Annotated in this window: 18 protein-coding genes; all 18 read right to left on the reverse strand. The window is 38.3% G+C overall.

Features of this window, described 5'->3' with window-relative positions; translation table 11 throughout:
• Positions 1-5 precede the first annotated feature (5 nt).
• Complete coding sequence (gene hemW / locus AUF14_RS07400) at positions 6-1,154, reverse strand: radical SAM family heme chaperone HemW (protein ID WP_049219940.1); 1,149 nt, start codon at positions 1,152-1,154, stop codon at positions 6-8.
• A gap of 160 nt (positions 1,155-1,314) precedes the next feature.
• Positions 1,315-2,190, reverse strand: coding sequence for an LPXTG cell wall anchor domain-containing protein (locus AUF14_RS07405; protein ID WP_102865973.1), 876 nt, complete (start codon positions 2,188-2,190; stop codon positions 1,315-1,317).
• A 167-nt stretch (positions 2,191-2,357) separates the two neighbouring features.
• On the reverse strand, positions 2,358-3,251 hold the full coding sequence (locus tag AUF14_RS07410) for an LCP family protein (protein ID WP_049220515.1): 894 nt from the start codon (positions 3,249-3,251) through the stop codon (positions 2,358-2,360).
• A gap of 304 nt (positions 3,252-3,555) precedes the next feature.
• Positions 3,556-4,128 carry a histidine phosphatase family protein gene (locus tag AUF14_RS07415; protein WP_049220517.1) on the reverse strand — a complete coding sequence of 191 codons (573 nt, stop codon included), beginning with the start codon at positions 4,126-4,128 and terminating at the stop codon, positions 3,556-3,558.
• A complete protein-coding gene (gene cobS / locus AUF14_RS07420; RefSeq protein WP_049220520.1) occupies positions 4,125-4,886 on the reverse strand; it encodes an adenosylcobinamide-GDP ribazoletransferase in 762 nt (253 codons plus the stop codon). The genes AUF14_RS07415 and cobS overlap by 4 nt, the downstream gene beginning before the upstream one ends.
• Positions 4,883-5,470 (reverse strand): bifunctional adenosylcobinamide kinase/adenosylcobinamide-phosphate guanylyltransferase, encoded by a 588-nt coding sequence (gene cobU, locus AUF14_RS07425; protein WP_049220522.1) that lies wholly within the window; start codon positions 5,468-5,470, stop codon positions 4,883-4,885. The genes cobS and cobU overlap by 4 nt, the downstream gene beginning before the upstream one ends.
• Positions 5,471-5,476: 6 nt before the next feature.
• On the reverse strand, positions 5,477-6,214 hold the full coding sequence (locus AUF14_RS07430) for an AIR synthase related protein (RefSeq protein ID WP_016179916.1): 738 nt from the start codon (positions 6,212-6,214) through the stop codon (positions 5,477-5,479).
• Positions 6,215-6,320: 106 nt separating this feature from the next.
• Positions 6,321-7,019, reverse strand: a complete 699-nt coding sequence (locus AUF14_RS07435) for a uroporphyrinogen-III synthase (RefSeq protein WP_225844268.1) — start codon at positions 7,017-7,019, stop codon at positions 6,321-6,323.
• A 16-nt stretch (positions 7,020-7,035) separates the two neighbouring features.
• Positions 7,036-7,980 (reverse strand): hydroxymethylbilane synthase, encoded by a 945-nt coding sequence (gene hemC, locus AUF14_RS07440; protein ID WP_049220526.1) that lies wholly within the window; start codon positions 7,978-7,980, stop codon positions 7,036-7,038.
• Between the two features lie 38 nt (positions 7,981-8,018).
• The gene (locus AUF14_RS07445; RefSeq protein ID WP_016179913.1) at positions 8,019-8,585 is read right to left on the reverse strand and encodes a cob(I)yrinic acid a,c-diamide adenosyltransferase; all 567 of its coding nucleotides are present in this window, start codon (positions 8,583-8,585) and stop codon (positions 8,019-8,021) included.
• Positions 8,582-10,081 (reverse strand): cobyric acid synthase, encoded by a 1,500-nt coding sequence (locus AUF14_RS07450; protein ID WP_049220527.1) that lies wholly within the window; start codon positions 10,079-10,081, stop codon positions 8,582-8,584. The genes AUF14_RS07445 and AUF14_RS07450 overlap by 4 nt, the downstream gene beginning before the upstream one ends.
• 5 nt (positions 10,082-10,086) lie before the next feature.
• A complete protein-coding gene (locus tag AUF14_RS07455) occupies positions 10,087-10,890 on the reverse strand; it encodes an ATP-binding cassette domain-containing protein (protein WP_016179911.1) in 804 nt (267 codons plus the stop codon).
• 25 nt (positions 10,891-10,915) lie between these two features.
• Positions 10,916-11,593 carry a cobalt ECF transporter T component CbiQ gene (gene cbiQ / locus AUF14_RS07460; RefSeq protein ID WP_016179910.1) on the reverse strand — a complete coding sequence of 226 codons (678 nt, stop codon included), beginning with the start codon at positions 11,591-11,593 and terminating at the stop codon, positions 10,916-10,918.
• On the reverse strand, positions 11,580-11,879 hold the full coding sequence (locus AUF14_RS07465; protein WP_049220531.1) for an energy-coupling factor ABC transporter substrate-binding protein: 300 nt from the start codon (positions 11,877-11,879) through the stop codon (positions 11,580-11,582). Before AUF14_RS07465 ends, cbiQ begins: the two co-directional genes overlap by 14 nt.
• Positions 11,866-12,609 carry an energy-coupling factor ABC transporter permease gene (locus AUF14_RS07470; RefSeq protein ID WP_049220533.1) on the reverse strand — a complete coding sequence of 248 codons (744 nt, stop codon included), beginning with the start codon at positions 12,607-12,609 and terminating at the stop codon, positions 11,866-11,868. The genes AUF14_RS07465 and AUF14_RS07470 overlap by 14 nt, the downstream gene beginning before the upstream one ends.
• 4 nt (positions 12,610-12,613) lie before the next feature.
• Complete coding sequence (locus tag AUF14_RS07475; protein ID WP_102865974.1) at positions 12,614-13,327, reverse strand: cobalt-factor II C(20)-methyltransferase; 714 nt, start codon at positions 13,325-13,327, stop codon at positions 12,614-12,616.
• Positions 13,320-14,102, reverse strand: a complete 783-nt coding sequence (locus tag AUF14_RS07480) for a sirohydrochlorin cobaltochelatase (RefSeq protein WP_049219742.1) — start codon at positions 14,100-14,102, stop codon at positions 13,320-13,322. Before AUF14_RS07480 ends, AUF14_RS07475 begins: the two co-directional genes overlap by 8 nt.
• The gene (gene cobA / locus AUF14_RS07485; protein ID WP_049219744.1) at positions 14,099-15,529 is read right to left on the reverse strand and encodes a uroporphyrinogen-III C-methyltransferase; all 1,431 of its coding nucleotides are present in this window, start codon (positions 15,527-15,529) and stop codon (positions 14,099-14,101) included. The genes AUF14_RS07480 and cobA overlap by 4 nt, the downstream gene beginning before the upstream one ends.
• Positions 15,530-15,549 lie beyond the last annotated feature (20 nt).

Here is a 15,549-nt window from a genome sequence, read left to right on the forward strand (position 1 = left end):
GAGTGCTAATTGGCGTTACTCAGTAAAAATTCTTCAAAAACATCATTCCCGCGAAATAGTCCCTCCTCAGTCAAACAAACCCCCGAATCCGTCTCTGTTATCAGCTTTTGCTGTTTTAATTTTTCAATCACATCCCCATACACATCCATCATACTGAAGCCAAAACGATTTTCAAAAACGGTTTTATCAACACCTAAAATTTTTCTTAAGCCCAGAAACATTTCCTCTTCAATCTGAGCTTTTTGAGTAAGGATTTCTTCCTCTAACACGGGGAGCTGATCATTTTTCAATGACTTTAAGTAATGCTGGATAGGTCCTCGATTTTTATAGCGTCGATTTCCAAGGTACCCGCTAGCACCTGCTCCGAGACCAAAATAATTTTGATTGTTCCAATAAACTAGGTTATGTTGACTTTCGAACCCAGGTTTTGCAAAATTACTGATCTCATATTGTTTACGCCCAGCTTTTTCCATCGCATCGATCGTTTCGGCATACATCTGTGCTTCTAATTCTTGCTCAGGAAGATGCATCTTCCCACGTCTAACCCAATTCATAAACATCGTTTGATTTTCTAAAATCAATGAATATAGTGCGTAATGAGGTAAATCTAAAGCCAAGGCTCGTGTTACCGTATCACGAAAACTTTCTAGGGACTGACCCGGCAATGCATAAATTAAATCGATCGTTACATTGCTAAAATCTTTTTCTTCTAGCAATTGGATCGTATCATACACATCCTGTGCGGTATGCTTACGACCAATTTTTTTCAGCAAACGATCATCAAATGTTTGAACACCCATTGATAAGCGATTGACTCCATAGTTTTTCATTACATCCAATTTATCAGCAGTTAAATCGCCAGGATTCGCTTCGACTGTAAATTCTCCATTATAATAAGGAAGGATTTCTCGCAATCCACTCAATAAACGTTCTAACTGACTTGCAGTCAATGACGTTGGGGTGCCCCCTCCAACATAAAGTGTTTCCATTTTTTCGACTGGGTTTTGTCTTAAAGCTAAGCGTGCCTCTTTCAACAACGCTTCGATATATTCATCTACAGGCTGACCTTCAAGAAAAACTTTGTTGAAGTCGCAGTAGTAACAAATATGTTCACAAAACGGGATGTGAATATAGGCTGAAGTAGATTTTGTCATCTCGTTCCTCTTTCTAAGTAGTAGTAACAGACGTATTCTAACATACATCTCTCTGCTAAAAACAAACACTTGCTTTTACCGAGCATTCCTAATGTAATTTTTACATTCAAAAAAAGACTCGATGATCCTGAATAATCTATTTCAGGTCGTCTAGCCTCTTTTATTTGTAACATTTGCGTGTGTAGTAAAAAAAGATACTCCCAATAATCCCAAAGCCGATTAGCGAAAGTGAAGGATTCGCTTGATCATTTGTTTTAGGGTATTCCTTTACTTGTATATTTTGTTGCTGATCATCAGTCTTTTTTGACGTTGCAGACAGGGTCGTGGGCGTTTTTTCTCCCTCTTTTCCATCTGCCGAAAGGTCATCCCCCGCTGAATCGAGGACAGCCTTGATTCGATTGATACTGCCTTCGATATCGCCTGTGCGATTTTGAACATCTGAAACAGCTGCCTCTGCATTTTCTGCTCCTTCAGTAAACTGACCCTTCACTCTCTGCGCGCTGCTTTTGGCCTTTGAAATGCTTTGATCGAGCGTTGAGCGATCTGACTTTAATTGTTCTTGCAATTTTTCAGCTTCAGCAATCTTTTGTTTTAAATCCGCTCGCACTTGGTTTAATTGCTTTTGCGTCTGTGCCCATTGATCTTCAATTGTGGAGTGATCTGTTTGAATGCGATTATTCACCTCATTAAAATGGTTTTGAAAATCATTGTGCGTCTGATCTAATTGATCTTGAATCACAGCAAAATCATTATGCAGATCCTCCTGCCGTTTCTGTGAATACTTCTGAGCCTCAGCAATATCTTGTGCAATCTGTTTTTGACGCGTTTCAAATTGTTGCTGAGCCAATTTGAAAGCAGCCTCTATTTCTGTCTGTCTATTTGTTAGTTCATTAGAAGCGGTTGTACTATCGGAAGTTTCTGATGCTTTCGTTACCTTAACTTCTGAATTAGCAACACTTGCGAAGGCGTCTGTGTTGAACCCAAAAAAACTCGTAGAAAAACCACTACATAATACGATCAAAGCTAATTTTTTCATTAGTTATTTCATCCCCTCGACAGGGATTATAGCTAAAATCATACAAATTTGTTAATAAACAAATTGATCGATTTGTCTAAAAAAATTAATGATTATTCGATTTTGGCAGGACACAAGAAAAAGCCAACGAGTATCCCATTGGCTTAAAAATAGTACGTTTTATTCGACTATTCTGTTAAAAACGTTTGAATTGCTTTTGCATTTGCTTCAGTATCTAGTTCTAAAACACTTCCACTTGGCGTATCATTATTAAATTCCCAAGTTTTATCGATTGGTACAGCAAGGGTTTCAATTTTTTTAGTATCGCCTAAAGCGAAATCTTTTCCTACGCTTAAAATCGTACTTTCAGATAAATTTGTATCGACATATCCCAATAGCTTTCCAGTTGTTTTTGGCAATTTACTTAATGAAGTAACATTTGTGACTTGCTGTGAGATGGCTGAGAGCACCTGCTGTTGTCTGCGAATTCGACCAAAATCGCCCTCCTCATCTTCACGGAATCGAGAATACTGCAACAATGTATTGCCGTCCATTTTTTGTTTGCCCGCTTTAATAAATACTTGATCTAAATCTAGATCCTTTTCCGCATCAATGGTCACACCTTTTGGAAACAGATTATCAATAGCTTCTTTAAAATGGTCGAAATCGATTGTTACATAATATTCAATTGGGAGATCAAAGTTTTCTTTTAATGTTTTTCGGACCAGCTCAATGCCACCATATGAATACGCCGCATTGATTTTATCCTTCCCATAACCAGGAATATCAACATAGCTATCGCGCATAATTGAAATTAACTTGGGTTGTTTTCTTTTCTGATCATAATGAGCAACCATTAGGGAATCTGATCGACCTCGATCTTCTCCCCGAGAATCAGTACCAATAATCAAAATGTTCAAATCATTCTGATCTGGAGCTTCTTCTCCATTAAAAGGGATCGTTTGCTTCGATTGAGCATTTTTTGTCGATTCATAACCCTGTAAAAATGAAAAAATTAAGTAACATTCAAAAACTAACAGTATTCCTAAAATAATTAAGATCAAGCGCTTAAAAACTTTCATTCGAAATCCTCACTTTAAAAATAAAAAAATTATAATTATCAAGCCTGCTGATTGATTCATAAAATATAAAAATAAATTCTCTAAACTACCTGTTCAGTTTATACTAAAACTATTCGTCTTCATCACTAGCATCAACTTTTTATGATTTTTTTATAAACTCTTTTTATTACAATTTATTAATGATCTTCAAATGAAAGAGCAACGACAAAAAAACCGTAATATGATACACGGTCAATCGTCACGTAGTTATTTTAGTCAAATTAATAGCTAAGAAAGCAGCTCATTCTATTTATAAGAATAACAGTTACTTATTCCACTCAATCACCTTCGTTGTTGACTCTCCAACTTCAATCAGCGTATAGTTTCCTTGATCCAATGCGATTTCCCAAAATTCATATTCCGGAAACCAGTCTTTCAAAATGACTCGTAGTACGCCGAGATGTCCAACAATTACAAAATCTTGCTTTTTTTGAAGCATCACTTCCAAACAAGCTAAAACACGTTGCTGAAAATCCGAAAATTCTTCCGCATTTGCTGGTGTTACCTCAAAGGGAGAAATCAACCATTTTTCCCATTCTTCTGGAAATCTTTCGTTGATTTGATCCGCACTTAACCCTTCCCACAAACCAAAATCTTTTTCATCTAGTTCGTTTAAGGAAATTTTTTTTTGGTCTGGAAAGATCAATTCTGCTGTTTTGATCGTTCGTTTCAAACTACTCGTATAAATGGGTACCTCAAGCCTCATTCCCGCTAATTTTTCATTCAAGAAATAAGCCTGTTGAACCCCGGTGTCGTTCAAGGAGATATCCGTCTTTCCATAAAATAAGTGTCTTCGATTATATTCTGTTTCTCCATGACGAATCAAAATGATTTTCATAAAAAACCTCGCATTAGAATTAAAGTCAATAAAAATACTACTTGTGAGATAGGCGAACAGGCGCCTAAAGTATCGCCATTAAGACCATTAACCTTGTTCATAACTAATTTGCGATAAAGCCAAACAATTAAAAGATTGACAATAAAGCATACAATCCCTACTCTACCTAAAAAAATGAACAACACAAAAAAAGAAAACAATTGACAAATTAAGATATTTTGCTTTTTTACATTCAAAAAGGTAGTACCTAATCCTTGAGAATTATTACCAGAATACTGCATCTGATAAAACAAAAGACTGATGCCATTTTTCCCTACAAGATTCAATAATAAAACAATGGTCGCCTGCAATCGAATATTGAGATTGGGGAGCAACACTAAAAAGCTAAAAACTAAAAGTAGATAATAAAAGACGATAGCCAAAACGCCATTACTACCAACGCGGCTGTCCTTCATGATTTCCAGCATACGATCTTTGTCACGAGAAGAAAACAGGCCGTCAGCCATATCCGATAATGCATCTAAATGAAAGCCGCCAGTCAACATCACATCAAGAAACAATATCATAACCCAAGCGATGCTGGGACTGAATAAATATTGTAAAGGCCAATAAACAACAGCCTCTAAAAAGCCAATCATTAATCCAAACAGCGAAAAAAAACGAACGCCTGAACGCATTTTTTCTTCAGGTTCATCAACCGCAATCGGAATCGGTATTCGCGTAAAGAATTGAAAATACAAAATTAGACTATCAATCATTTTATCTTCATAGGGATACCGGCGATCACGAAAAATACCGCATCCGCTTCCTTTCCTAAAGATTGGTTTACATGACCTAATACATCTCTAAACCAACGGGAAAAAGCATTTTCGGGAACAATTCCTAGTCCCACCTCGTTTGTCACGACAACCAAACCCGTCTGACTATTCCGCGCTGCTGTAAGAATTTTTTTCCATTCATTGAGAATATCGGCTTCAATTGCAGCCTTCTCTTTTTGAGTTAGCTTAAGGATTTCTTCGTCAATTATTGTGAAGTCCTCACCAAATCGTTCTTTCATTAAGTCAAAAAAATAATTAGTCGATAGCATAGTCGCGCAATCCAATAAATGCGCTGACACTTGTGCTTGTTCGATTACGTCGGAGACAACTAAATACGTTTCGGTGGTTTGCCAATTTTTAGGACGTCGCTGTTGATGGAGAGATATTCGGTTAGCCATTTCAGGATCTTGAGCCGAGCAATTCGTTGCAATATAATTAATTTTTGCCTCTGTATCCAATAAGCTCTCTGCAAAAGCTGATTTGCCGCTGCGTGCTCCGCCAGTAACTAATGTAATTTCTCCCAAACTTTGTCACCTCTTTTTATATTCACCGATTTTTTTCAACTCGGAATAACGAGATGTAATATCGGCTTCTTGTTCTGATTTAACTGCTATTAGAATAACTGTTGCCGGTCCCGCTGAACAATCTAGATTTTCTACCTCTGAAAAATGAATCTGGAACTCAGAGTCCTTCGCCATTAATTCTGCTTCATAACGAATACCTTTCGAACCAACGGGCAACATATCTATAACTCCAGGCTCTGATCTTAGGGCCTTTACCAAAGGATAGGAAAAAATTGTTTCCCGATTTTTCACAACCTGTTCTCCAACATAAGGCTGTCCTAATTGCAGGAGACTGCAGGCTTGCTGCATCTGAAAATTTTCTTTTCCCGCCTTAGTTTCCGCCACAACTGTGATTCCAACACTAGTAGTTTTAGTAAACATGTTTTCCTCTGTACTGCCATTGAGGGTGATATTAGAAAGTTCAGCTCTAGCCAATTCTTCCCTTATCCCTTTTAACATTCGTTCTCCAGTAGGAGCATATTCATTACCGATCAAATCAATCACAGCAATCGGTTCTGCTCCATAACATAATAATTCCATTAGGGGAACACGCAAACAAAAAGCGGCTGTTATTGCGGGATCAATTTCAACGGCATCGTGTTCCTTTTTTCCAATACCCGCACTAGAATCACAAGCGATTACGAGCGATTTTCCCTTCGAAATAGGTAAAATGGAAAGATCTCGGTATTCTTTTATCAAACTCACAGGCCGATCACTCCTTATTCTTTGAAGAAAAAGTTAGCTTAATCAAAAGTGTCTGTTAATCAGCTAATTCCTCTCATAAAAATTCAACTCAAAAGTGGTGTAATTATTACAGAGAACTGACATTCTCTTGGTCAATTCTTCTCAATAAGCATTCATACAAATGCGGCATATCATAAATATCTGGTTGGATAGCCACATGCTGTTCTTTTTCTATCACTCTAGCTGTAACGGGGCCGATAGCGGCAATCGTTAACTGCGACCAAAAATTTTCGGGCAACTGCTTAAACGTTCTAATTGTTTTACTAAAAGAAGTCCAGGCTGAAGGACTAGCAAACAATACATAATCAATAGTTTCATTCATTATCAGCTTTTTCAACCGTACTTGATCTTCTGGGAAAAATTCATTCTTGTAAATGACCTGTTCCAAAACAACATGCTCTTGTCGAACCAAGGCATTGTAGATCACGCGCCGAGCATGAAATGAATGGGGCCAAAAAACACGCTGTTTCGCTCCGACTAGGCGAAGCCATTCCTCTACTAATCCTTCAGAAAAGCCTTCTTTAGGTTGAAAATCAACAGAGTACCCCAGCTCTTGCAACGTTTTGGTCGTTTGATTGCCAATTGCAAGTATTTTGGCCTGCTGATTCAATTGTGTAAAATCAAAATATTTTACGGCATTGACACTAGTGAAAAAAATCCAATCATACTCATGCTCCAGGCTTTTATATGGCTGGAAAACCGTGCGATTCATCGGAATAGTAATAACCTCCACGCCTTTTTCTGCAAACGCGTGTTGAATATCCATCGGCATACTTGCTTCTCTAGTGTATAAAAGTTTCTTTTTGATCGTTCTTACACTCCTCAATCAATGTAATTGCGCCTTGTTTGATCAGATTAGCGGCAACAGCTCTTCCTAAAATCACCGGATCATCTCCCTGCAGCGTTTCTTTCAGAATGATTTTCCCATTTTCGCTCCCAATCATCCCTGTTAATTCATAAGAACCATTTTTTTGCCGACAGTACGCTCCAACAGGAAAAGTACAGCTGCCATCCATACTGTTTAAAAAAGCACGTTCTGCAGTTACTGCTATTGCTGTTTCTAAATGTTCCATTTTTTTGAGCATTTGAAGAATTTCAGTATTATCTTTACGACATTCCAAAGCAATCGCACCTTGTCCGATTGCCGGAAGCATGATCTCTGGAGATAGTTCTTGATGATAAACTGTTTGATCCAGTCCTAGACGTTCTAAGCCGGCTAGTGCTAAAACAATCGCATCGTACTGACCTTCATTCATTTTACGTATCCGTGTATCGATATTTCCTCGAATCGGCTGGATATCAAAATCCGGACGCACATGCAGCAGATGAGCCTTTCTGCGAAGACTGCTAGTTCCAACAACAGCATTTTTGGGTAAAGTCTCTAAGGTTTTCCCAGCTTCTCGAATAATCAGAGCATCTGTTGGTGAATGACGCTTCATTATACAGGCCAAGGCTAATTCTTCGTGAATCGTGGTTGGGATATCCTTTAAGCTGTGAATCGCAAAATCAATCTCACCTTCACGAAGCTGGTATTCTAATTCTCTTACAAAACAGCCCTGCCCACCGATTGCTTGCAAGTTATGTGTAGCTAAGTGGTCTCCTTTGGTTTTGATTTTTACTAACTCTACTTCAACCTCTGGAAAATGCTCTTGAAAAACAGCTAATGTTTGTTTTGTTTGCGTCGTGGCTAATTTACTACCTCGTGTGCCAACTCTAAGCTTTTTCATTTTCTTCCTTCTTTCACTCAATAAACCCTTTTTCAGACTCACTTCTTCCTATCAAAAACAGGAGCGCTATTCTCATATAAGATTTCGGTTTGCTTAGCTTGACCATTAACCCAACGAGCCAAAGCAAAAAAGTAGTCAGATAAGCGATTTAAAAACTTTAACGCCTCTTCGTTAATTGCTTCATTGTATTCCAAGAGAGCTACTGCATTTCGTTCAGCCTCTCTGGCAAAACAACGACAAAGATGTAGATTTGCGGCCGTGACCGTCCCGCCTGGTAATACAAACCGATCAATTTTTGGGGATTCCTGCCAATAAAAATCAATTTTTTCTTCCAACCAAACAATGACCTGAGATTGAACCTTATAGGGGCGTTTCTCCTCAGGGGTTGCAAAGTCACTGCCACAATCAAATACCCACTGTTGAATCTGAACTAATTCTTCATACAGTGAATCTTTTTGAGCTAAAGAAGCTACGGTGAGTCCAACCTGAGCGTTTAATGTGTCAATCGATCCATACGCTTGGACACGGGGAGCATTTTTTTTTGCTCTTCCTCCCCCAACCAATCTAGTAAAACCACGATCTCCGTAACGCGTATAGATATTCATACACTTACCCCCTGATTCATAATTTGATAAATTTTCTCCAAATCGACATTTTCACGAACTAAATCAGCCAGCTTATCATACTGCTGATTTTTATACTCATGATAAGGCAACGCAATTTTGTCAATCGGGGCTAACCCTTTTTCAGCTCGAACCTGATTTAACAGTTTTCTTCGCCAAGCACTATTATCAAAAACACCGTGAAGATACGTTCCGATCACCTTTTTATCTGAACTAATTGCGCCGTCTTTCTTCAAAACTGTTTGTCCATTAGCAGAAATAATTTGAGCAAAATACTGTTGCTCGTAATTTTCAGATCTGCCCATGTGAATTTCGTAACCGTTAATCGTCTCATCATCAATTATTGCTTCTACCCTCGTAGTCGTTTTTTCTGCTTCAAAAAAGGTTTCTGTGTTCAATAGACCCAATCCATCAATACTGCCAATAGTAGATTCTACGTGATGAGGATCATGCAGTTTTTTTCCAAGTAATTGATAGCCACCACAGATTCCAAAAATCATTTTTCCTTCGGCTCTTATTCGTTCAATCTCTTTCGCTAATCCAGATTGCTGCAAGTAGAGACAGTCTTCTAAAGTATTTTTACTTCCAGGTAAAATAAGAATATCCGGACTTCCTAGTTGATCATTAGGAAAAACATACCGAACTGACACATCTGGCTCACTTTCTAAACTCTTAAAATCAGTAAAATTGGACATTTTAGCTAGTCCTATTACAGCAATGTCTAACTCTTTCTGCGTATTATACATTCGGCTCACCTGTGATAAAGCCACACTATCTTCATCTTCAATATTTAATTGTGCATACGGGATGACCCCAACCACCGGAACATCGGTCAAGTCTTCAATCATTTTTAACCCTGGTTCTAACAAGGCGATATCGCCGCGAAATTTATTAATGATAATTCCTTTAATTCGAGCGCGTTCTTCAGGCTCCAGTAAATGAATCGTGCCATAAATTGAAGCAAAAACACCGCCCTTATCAATATCCGCTACTAGAAGGACCGGAGCATCGGCAATTTTTGCCATTCCCATATTTGCAATATCACGACTATTTAAATTGATCTCTGCTGGGCTACCTGCACCTTCCAGGACAATCACGTCATTTTCTTCTAGCAACTCCAGATATAAATCAGATATTTTTTCTATCAGCTGAGGTTTAAAATTATGGTATTCCACAGCATCCATATCGCAAAGGACTTTCCCATTAAAAATCACTTGCGATTTGCGATCAGAAGTAGGTTTTAATAAAACCGGGTTCATTCGTGCATCTGGCTCAATTCCGGCAGCCTCTGCTTGGAAAACCTGTGCTCTCCCCATCTCTTTGCCATCCAATGTGATATAAGAATTCAATGCCATGTTTTGCGACTTAAAGGGCATTACCTTCATTCCGTCTTGATGAAAAATACGGCACAAGGCTGCCACCAAAATACTTTTACCTGAATCCGAAGCAGTCCCCTGAATCATCAAGCTTTTTCCCATCTTCTTCACCTCGCTCTCATTTTAACTTGCATAAGTTCTTGCTGATTTTTTACTAGCGGAAAACCTAATTGCTGATGAATTTTCACCAACCACGGCTGCTCCAATCCTGCAGCCTCAAGAAGCTTATCATCCAAAAATACTTGGTCAGCTTCTCCTTCTTTAATGATTATTCCTTTATCAAGAACATACAGATATTCGCAAATCTCATACATTAGATCCATATCATGACTAGAGAGAATAATTTTGGTCCCCTGTTGGATTAGACGAGAGATAATCTCAATCATCTGTTGTCTGCCGGCTGGATCTAACCCTGCAGTTGGTTCATCCAATAATAGCCATTTTGTTTTAAGCATTAAAACGCTGGCAATCGCAACCTTTTTCTTTTGTCCATAACTCAAGTATTGAACCGGTTTCTTTTTCAAATGTTCAATCTTCAGTAATGCGAACACCTCGTCCATTCTGGCTTTTATTTGCGTTGGTTCAATCCCCAGATTTTTTAGTGCGAAGGCGACGTCATCTTCCACGATCGAGTAAAAAATCTGATGTTCAGGTTCTTGAAAGACAATTCCAACTTCCTGTCGGTACTTATACAGCGCCGCTTTTTTATAATTCAGCGGTTGATTATCATAAATGATTTCGCCTTGACTCGGTCGTAAAAGTCCTACGATCGCCGCAAATAAGGTTGATTTCCCTGAACCGTTTGCTCCTAAAACGCCGATTGCTCGATAATCGCTAAAATCCAAAGAAAGATGATGCAAGACATCTGCTTGATTTTCGTAACTGATACATAAATCTGTTACCTTAAACACGGTAGCACCTTCTTTCATTTAGTAATCATAGTGGAAAATCACCATCAAAAAATTTCATTTCAAGCGAAAGAATCATCTTATTGAAGCGATCAAAGGTTTGAAAAAATAGAAGCTTAATCAATACCCCTAATGATTGATAGCTGTTTTTCAATCCTTTGAATCCAAAACGCATATCCTGTGCACGTTTAATAATCAGAAGTTCATCAATGAAAATAAAAATAAAGCGATACATTAACATGGTTAATTCAATCAATAGCGCTGGAAAATGAGCTTTTTTCATAATCAATAAAATTTGGTGGAAAGGAACAGTTAAAATGAAAAAATAGGTACAAATCACACAACTAGCCGACCGAAAAAACAAGCGTGTTCCTAAATAAAGTGATGCTTCGGATATACCTAGAAAATGATGAAATACTGGAATCTGAAAGATAAAATCTTTTGACTGTGAACTGACGGAAAACAAGATTGTTAAGATACTGATCACAAGAAAAGGCGCTGGAACCAGCAGCCATTTGAAATACCTGCTTGCTCTCACTTTTGTAACAAAGATAGTTACTCCACCAATAATGAGACTTATTAGAACTTGAACTATTGGCGGCGATAGAAAACAACTGATCAATAGAAAAAGATACAAACAACCTTTTATTCCTGGAGATAGATCAAGTAGCCGGTTTTCATAAGCAATCTTATCAATTAACAGCATTTTTATTTTTTCCTTTGTAGTAACCTAAAATATAGGTAATGATTCCTACACCTAAGCTTCCTTGAAGAGTAAATAACAAGCTTTCAATCTCTCCACTTTTAGGTTCTAATAATGAATTAAACCAAGGTTGGTAATCCGGATTAATCTCTGCTATTACGTTTTCTGCTTCCCCATCTGAACCGCCATACTCACCATGTTGATTGATTAGTAGTGCCCCCACCATCAAAGCTACGACCGCTAATAATAGAATAATATTTATACCCGTTTTTGATTTATTTTTTTCCATTGTTCAAAACCCCTCTTTCATGAAAAGAAAAATTCGCTGAAATAAGATTATAAGCAACGACGGTCAAAAGCCCTTCGGCAATGGCAATTGGAATCTGAGTCATCATAAAGACACCTACAAATTTCATGATTGCTCCAAAAATACCTGATGAAGGATCGGGAAAAACTAGTCCAAGCTGAACAGAGGTGGTAAAGTACGTCGCTAAATCTGCAATAAACGCACACAAGAACAAACAAACAGACGTTGAAACATTCGCTTTTTTCAGAAGCACATAAACGCCATAACCAACAAATGGACCAACAACTGCCATCGAAAAGGCATTTGCTCCTAAGGTCGTTATTCCCCCATGAGCTAATAATAAGGCTTGGAATAATAAACAAATGGTTCCTAAAACACTGATCACTCCGGGGCCGAAAAGAGCCGTTCCGATTCCAACACCCGTTGGATGTGAAGTAGAGCCCGTAACTGATGGGATTTTCAATGCTGATAAGATGAAAATGAACGCGCCGCTAAAAGCTAACAGTACTTTATTTTGTGGATTTTCAGCCACAGCTTTTCTGATACTGAATAATCCATAGAGAAAGAACGGAATGAATGCCGCATACCAAAACAAACACCAGCCAAGTGGCAAGAAACCTTCCATGATGTGCATCGCGTGTGCCTTTTGAGGGACAACTAGAATTAAAAGAAGCGCGACAAAGAGAATTTTTTTAACTGTTTTTACTTTCATCTTTTTAACTTCCTTTCAACGTTCTATTTTTATAAACAATCATGGTACTGAAATAGGAAAGGGAATCCTGTTCATCCAACTCATTTAGTCCAATCATAATTTTCTCTGACGACATTGAAGAATCACTGACCAATATCGTTTGTTCTAATAAATCTAGCTCCGTTAAGAGCTTTACTATTTTGGGCAGTGCTATCGAAACCTTCATTAAAATAACTGTAGAAATATTTTTTAAAGCGATTCGTAGTATTTCTTCATCAGCAGTCGCAGGTAAAACAGCATAACTCTCTTCATCAATTACCAAAGGAATTTGCAATTCATTAGAAATTTGGCAAAAAGAAGAAATGCCTGGGACTGTCTCTGTTTCTATTTGTTCTGTCATACGCTCTAACAAATAACTATAGGTACTATAAACCATGGGATCACCTAAAGTTATGAAGGCTACATTCAAGCCGCTCTTGACATCTGAAATGATTTCCTCAGCAACCTTGTCCCAAGCGTTTCGTTTTTCCTCCCAATTATTTACCATCGGGAAGTGACGTTGTTTAATCATTTGGTCTTCCTTTAAATAAGGCGTAACAATTTGTAAAGCTAGACTTTTACCAGCTTTTTTAGGTTCTGGCGTATACAGGCAGTCAACCATTTGCAAAACTTCTCTTCCTCGAATCGTTAATAAATCTGATGCTCCCGGTCCAGTCCCAACTCCATAAAATTTAGTCATTTGTCGATCCTTCCATCATTGCTGCTGCATGCTCACAAAATTGCTGTTGTATTTCCTGAAATTCACCCATACCTCTAAGGTGCGCCTCAACAGTAAAACCTGCTTGCTCCAACTGGGATTTCCACGAATCCTCTTCATCAGAAGCCATATCATTTGTTGCATGATCACCAGCCACAAGCATTAATGGGTACAGCTTGATTTTTTTATATCGGCTATTTTTAAGTCGTTCAATCAACAAAGAAATTTCAGGATAGCTTTCCACTGCACAGATAAAAATTGGTTTTTCCAAAAGCATATGATCAAGACAAGCGTAAACTGTAAAAGCGGAATGCTGACTGCCGTGCCCCATTAAGACTACCGCCTCATTCTCATCGAGATACGCTGCCATAGTCTCGAGCCAAGCAACGACCTTTTGATAATCTTCAATACTGCTAAGTAATGGCTTCCCAACTTTGACAAGCTCTAGCTGATTCTTATAACGCATTGCTTGATGCAGAGCTTTAGAATATTCAATTCCAGGAATGATGTGAAGTGGTTGAACATAGATCTCTTTGTACCCTTCAGTAATCAGTTTTTTCATCTGTTGATCTACCGTTAAAACCGTTACATTTTCTTGCTCTTTAATCTTTTTGATCACCTTATTGGAAGTAAAGGCACGGAAAACATCTAAATCAGGATATTTCTCTGCTAACTTTTCCTCTACAGCCCCAATTGTTTTTTTTCGTGTCTCTGGATAACTTGTTCCAAAACTAACAACAATTAATGCAGGCTTCATCGCTTCATCTCCTCTTTTATTTTTTCTACGACTTGATCAAATGTAGGTTCCGCCGTCTGAACCACAGCAAGCTGATAGTCATCGAAGACAGCTTTTGTCTTCTGCCCCATCACGATCACTTTCTTTTGTGCGACAGTTGCCAACTCCTCCTCACTTAACGCGGTTAGAAACAGGCTGGCTGCTTTTGAATTTGGAAAATACATCAGATCTGCCTTTTGCCAAAGATCAGGAATATCAACAGTGATTTTCTCCTCGTGAGTAAGCAGCTTTTCAATGGGAGATTCGTTATTCTTTAGCTCTGCTAACGTTAAAGAATCACCTAAGAATAGGCTGTCCGTGTTTTCTTCTAATCGCTGCAGGTATTCCGTTAAATCTGGATAGTTCATATCAGGTCGTATTCCGGCCTTTTCCAGAACCGATCCAGTGTGATGTCCAACAGAAATAAAATACCAGTCGGCTAATTTCCGCCAGTCAATTTCCTGTGTTTTCATTGCTCGAATAAACATTTCTACACTTAGTGGATCAGTGAAAACTACTTGTTGAGGCTTAGAAAAATCAATCGTCGTATCAAAAAATTCAATACTACTTGGTGGTAGTTCGATAATTTCCGCACCTAAATCTGTCAAACGAGTCGCCATTCTTTTCCTTTTTGTATATGGAACGGCAATACTGACTGAATACAAAGGTCGTTCTTCAAAGAAGTTTAATTCTCTCCTTCGTGTAACCACCTCACCGATCACAATCAAACTAGGCGGCTGTAGTTTCGCGACACAGGCTTTTTCAAAAATTGTTTCTAATGTCCCGACTACTGTTTTTTGTTGTTTACGACTCGCCCATTGAATGATTGCCGCTGGAGTATTCTTATCCTTTCCATGAATCATTAGCTGCTCGGTGATTTTCTTTAGATCAGACATCCCCATTAGAAAAACTAAAGTTCCTCCAACCTTAGCCGCTGCCTCCCAATCAATTTCACGCTCAGAATTATTTAAATGACCAGTATAAACATGAAAGTCTGCTGCCAAATCACGATGAGTAATTGGAATTCCGGCGTAAGCTAATCCTCCAATTGAAGAAGTAATTCCTGGAATCACTTCAAATGGGATTCCCGCTTGCTTTAAAGCCGCTCCTTCTTCTCCACCACGACCAAAAACATAGGGATCACCGCTTTTTAGTCGGACTACATCAAGGTCTTGTTTAGCCTTTTCGATCATGATTTCTTCAATTTTTTCCTGTGGAACAGGATGGTAATCGGGCTTTTTGCCTACGTAAATTTTTTCACAGGTTGCTTTGCAGGAATTCAGAATCGCTGGATTTATCAAACGGTCATACACTATCACATCCGCATGTTTGATTTTTCTCAATCCTTTAACAGTCAATAATTCTGGATCTCCTAGTCCTGCACCAATTAAGGCGATACATCCAGTCATTTCATCGCTCCTCTTTTTTC

It is taken from the genome of Enterococcus avium (assembly GCF_002891025.1).
Classification (GTDB): Bacteria; Bacillota; Bacilli; order Lactobacillales; family Enterococcaceae; genus Enterococcus_A; species Enterococcus_A avium.

Bases quoted from the DNA above. Each gene is read 5' to 3' on its own strand.
- hemW (WP_049219940.1), bottom strand. From the start codon at position 1,154: ATGACAAAATCTACTTCAGCCTATATTCACATCCCGTTTTGTGAACAT.
- AUF14_RS07405 (WP_102865973.1), bottom strand. From the start codon at position 2,190: ATGAAAAAATTAGCTTTGATCGTATTATGTAGTGGTTTTTCTACGAGT.
- AUF14_RS07410 (WP_049220515.1), bottom strand. From the start codon at position 3,251: ATGAAAGTTTTTAAGCGCTTGATCTTAATTATTTTAGGAATACTGTTA.
- AUF14_RS07415 (WP_049220517.1), bottom strand. From the start codon at position 4,128: ATGAAAATCATTTTGATTCGTCATGGAGAAACAGAATATAATCGAAGA.
- cobS (WP_049220520.1), bottom strand. From the start codon at position 4,886: ATGATTGATAGTCTAATTTTGTATTTTCAATTCTTTACGCGAATACCG.
- AUF14_RS07435 (WP_225844268.1), bottom strand. From the start codon at position 7,019: ATGGATATTCAACACGCGTTTGCAGAAAAAGGCGTGGAGGTTATTACT.
- hemC (WP_049220526.1), bottom strand. From the start codon at position 7,980: ATGAAAAAGCTTAGAGTTGGCACACGAGGTAGTAAATTAGCCACGACG.
- AUF14_RS07445 (WP_016179913.1), bottom strand. From the start codon at position 8,585: ATGAATATCTATACGCGTTACGGAGATCGTGGTTTTACTAGATTGGTT.
- AUF14_RS07450 (WP_049220527.1), bottom strand. From the start codon at position 10,081: ATGGGAAAAAGCTTGATGATTCAGGGGACTGCTTCGGATTCAGGTAAA.
- cbiQ (WP_016179910.1), bottom strand. From the start codon at position 11,593: ATGCTGTTAATTGATAAGATTGCTTATGAAAACCGGCTACTTGATCTA.
- AUF14_RS07465 (WP_049220531.1), bottom strand. From the start codon at position 11,879: ATGGAAAAAAATAAATCAAAAACGGGTATAAATATTATTCTATTATTA.
- AUF14_RS07470 (WP_049220533.1), bottom strand. From the start codon at position 12,609: ATGAAAGTAAAAACAGTTAAAAAAATTCTCTTTGTCGCGCTTCTTTTA.
- AUF14_RS07475 (WP_102865974.1), bottom strand. From the start codon at position 13,327: ATGACTAAATTTTATGGAGTTGGGACTGGACCGGGAGCATCAGATTTA.
- AUF14_RS07480 (WP_049219742.1), bottom strand. From the start codon at position 14,102: ATGAAGCCTGCATTAATTGTTGTTAGTTTTGGAACAAGTTATCCAGAG.
- cobA (WP_049219744.1), bottom strand. From the start codon at position 15,529: ATGACTGGATGTATCGCCTTAATTGGTGCAGGACTAGGAGATCCAGAA.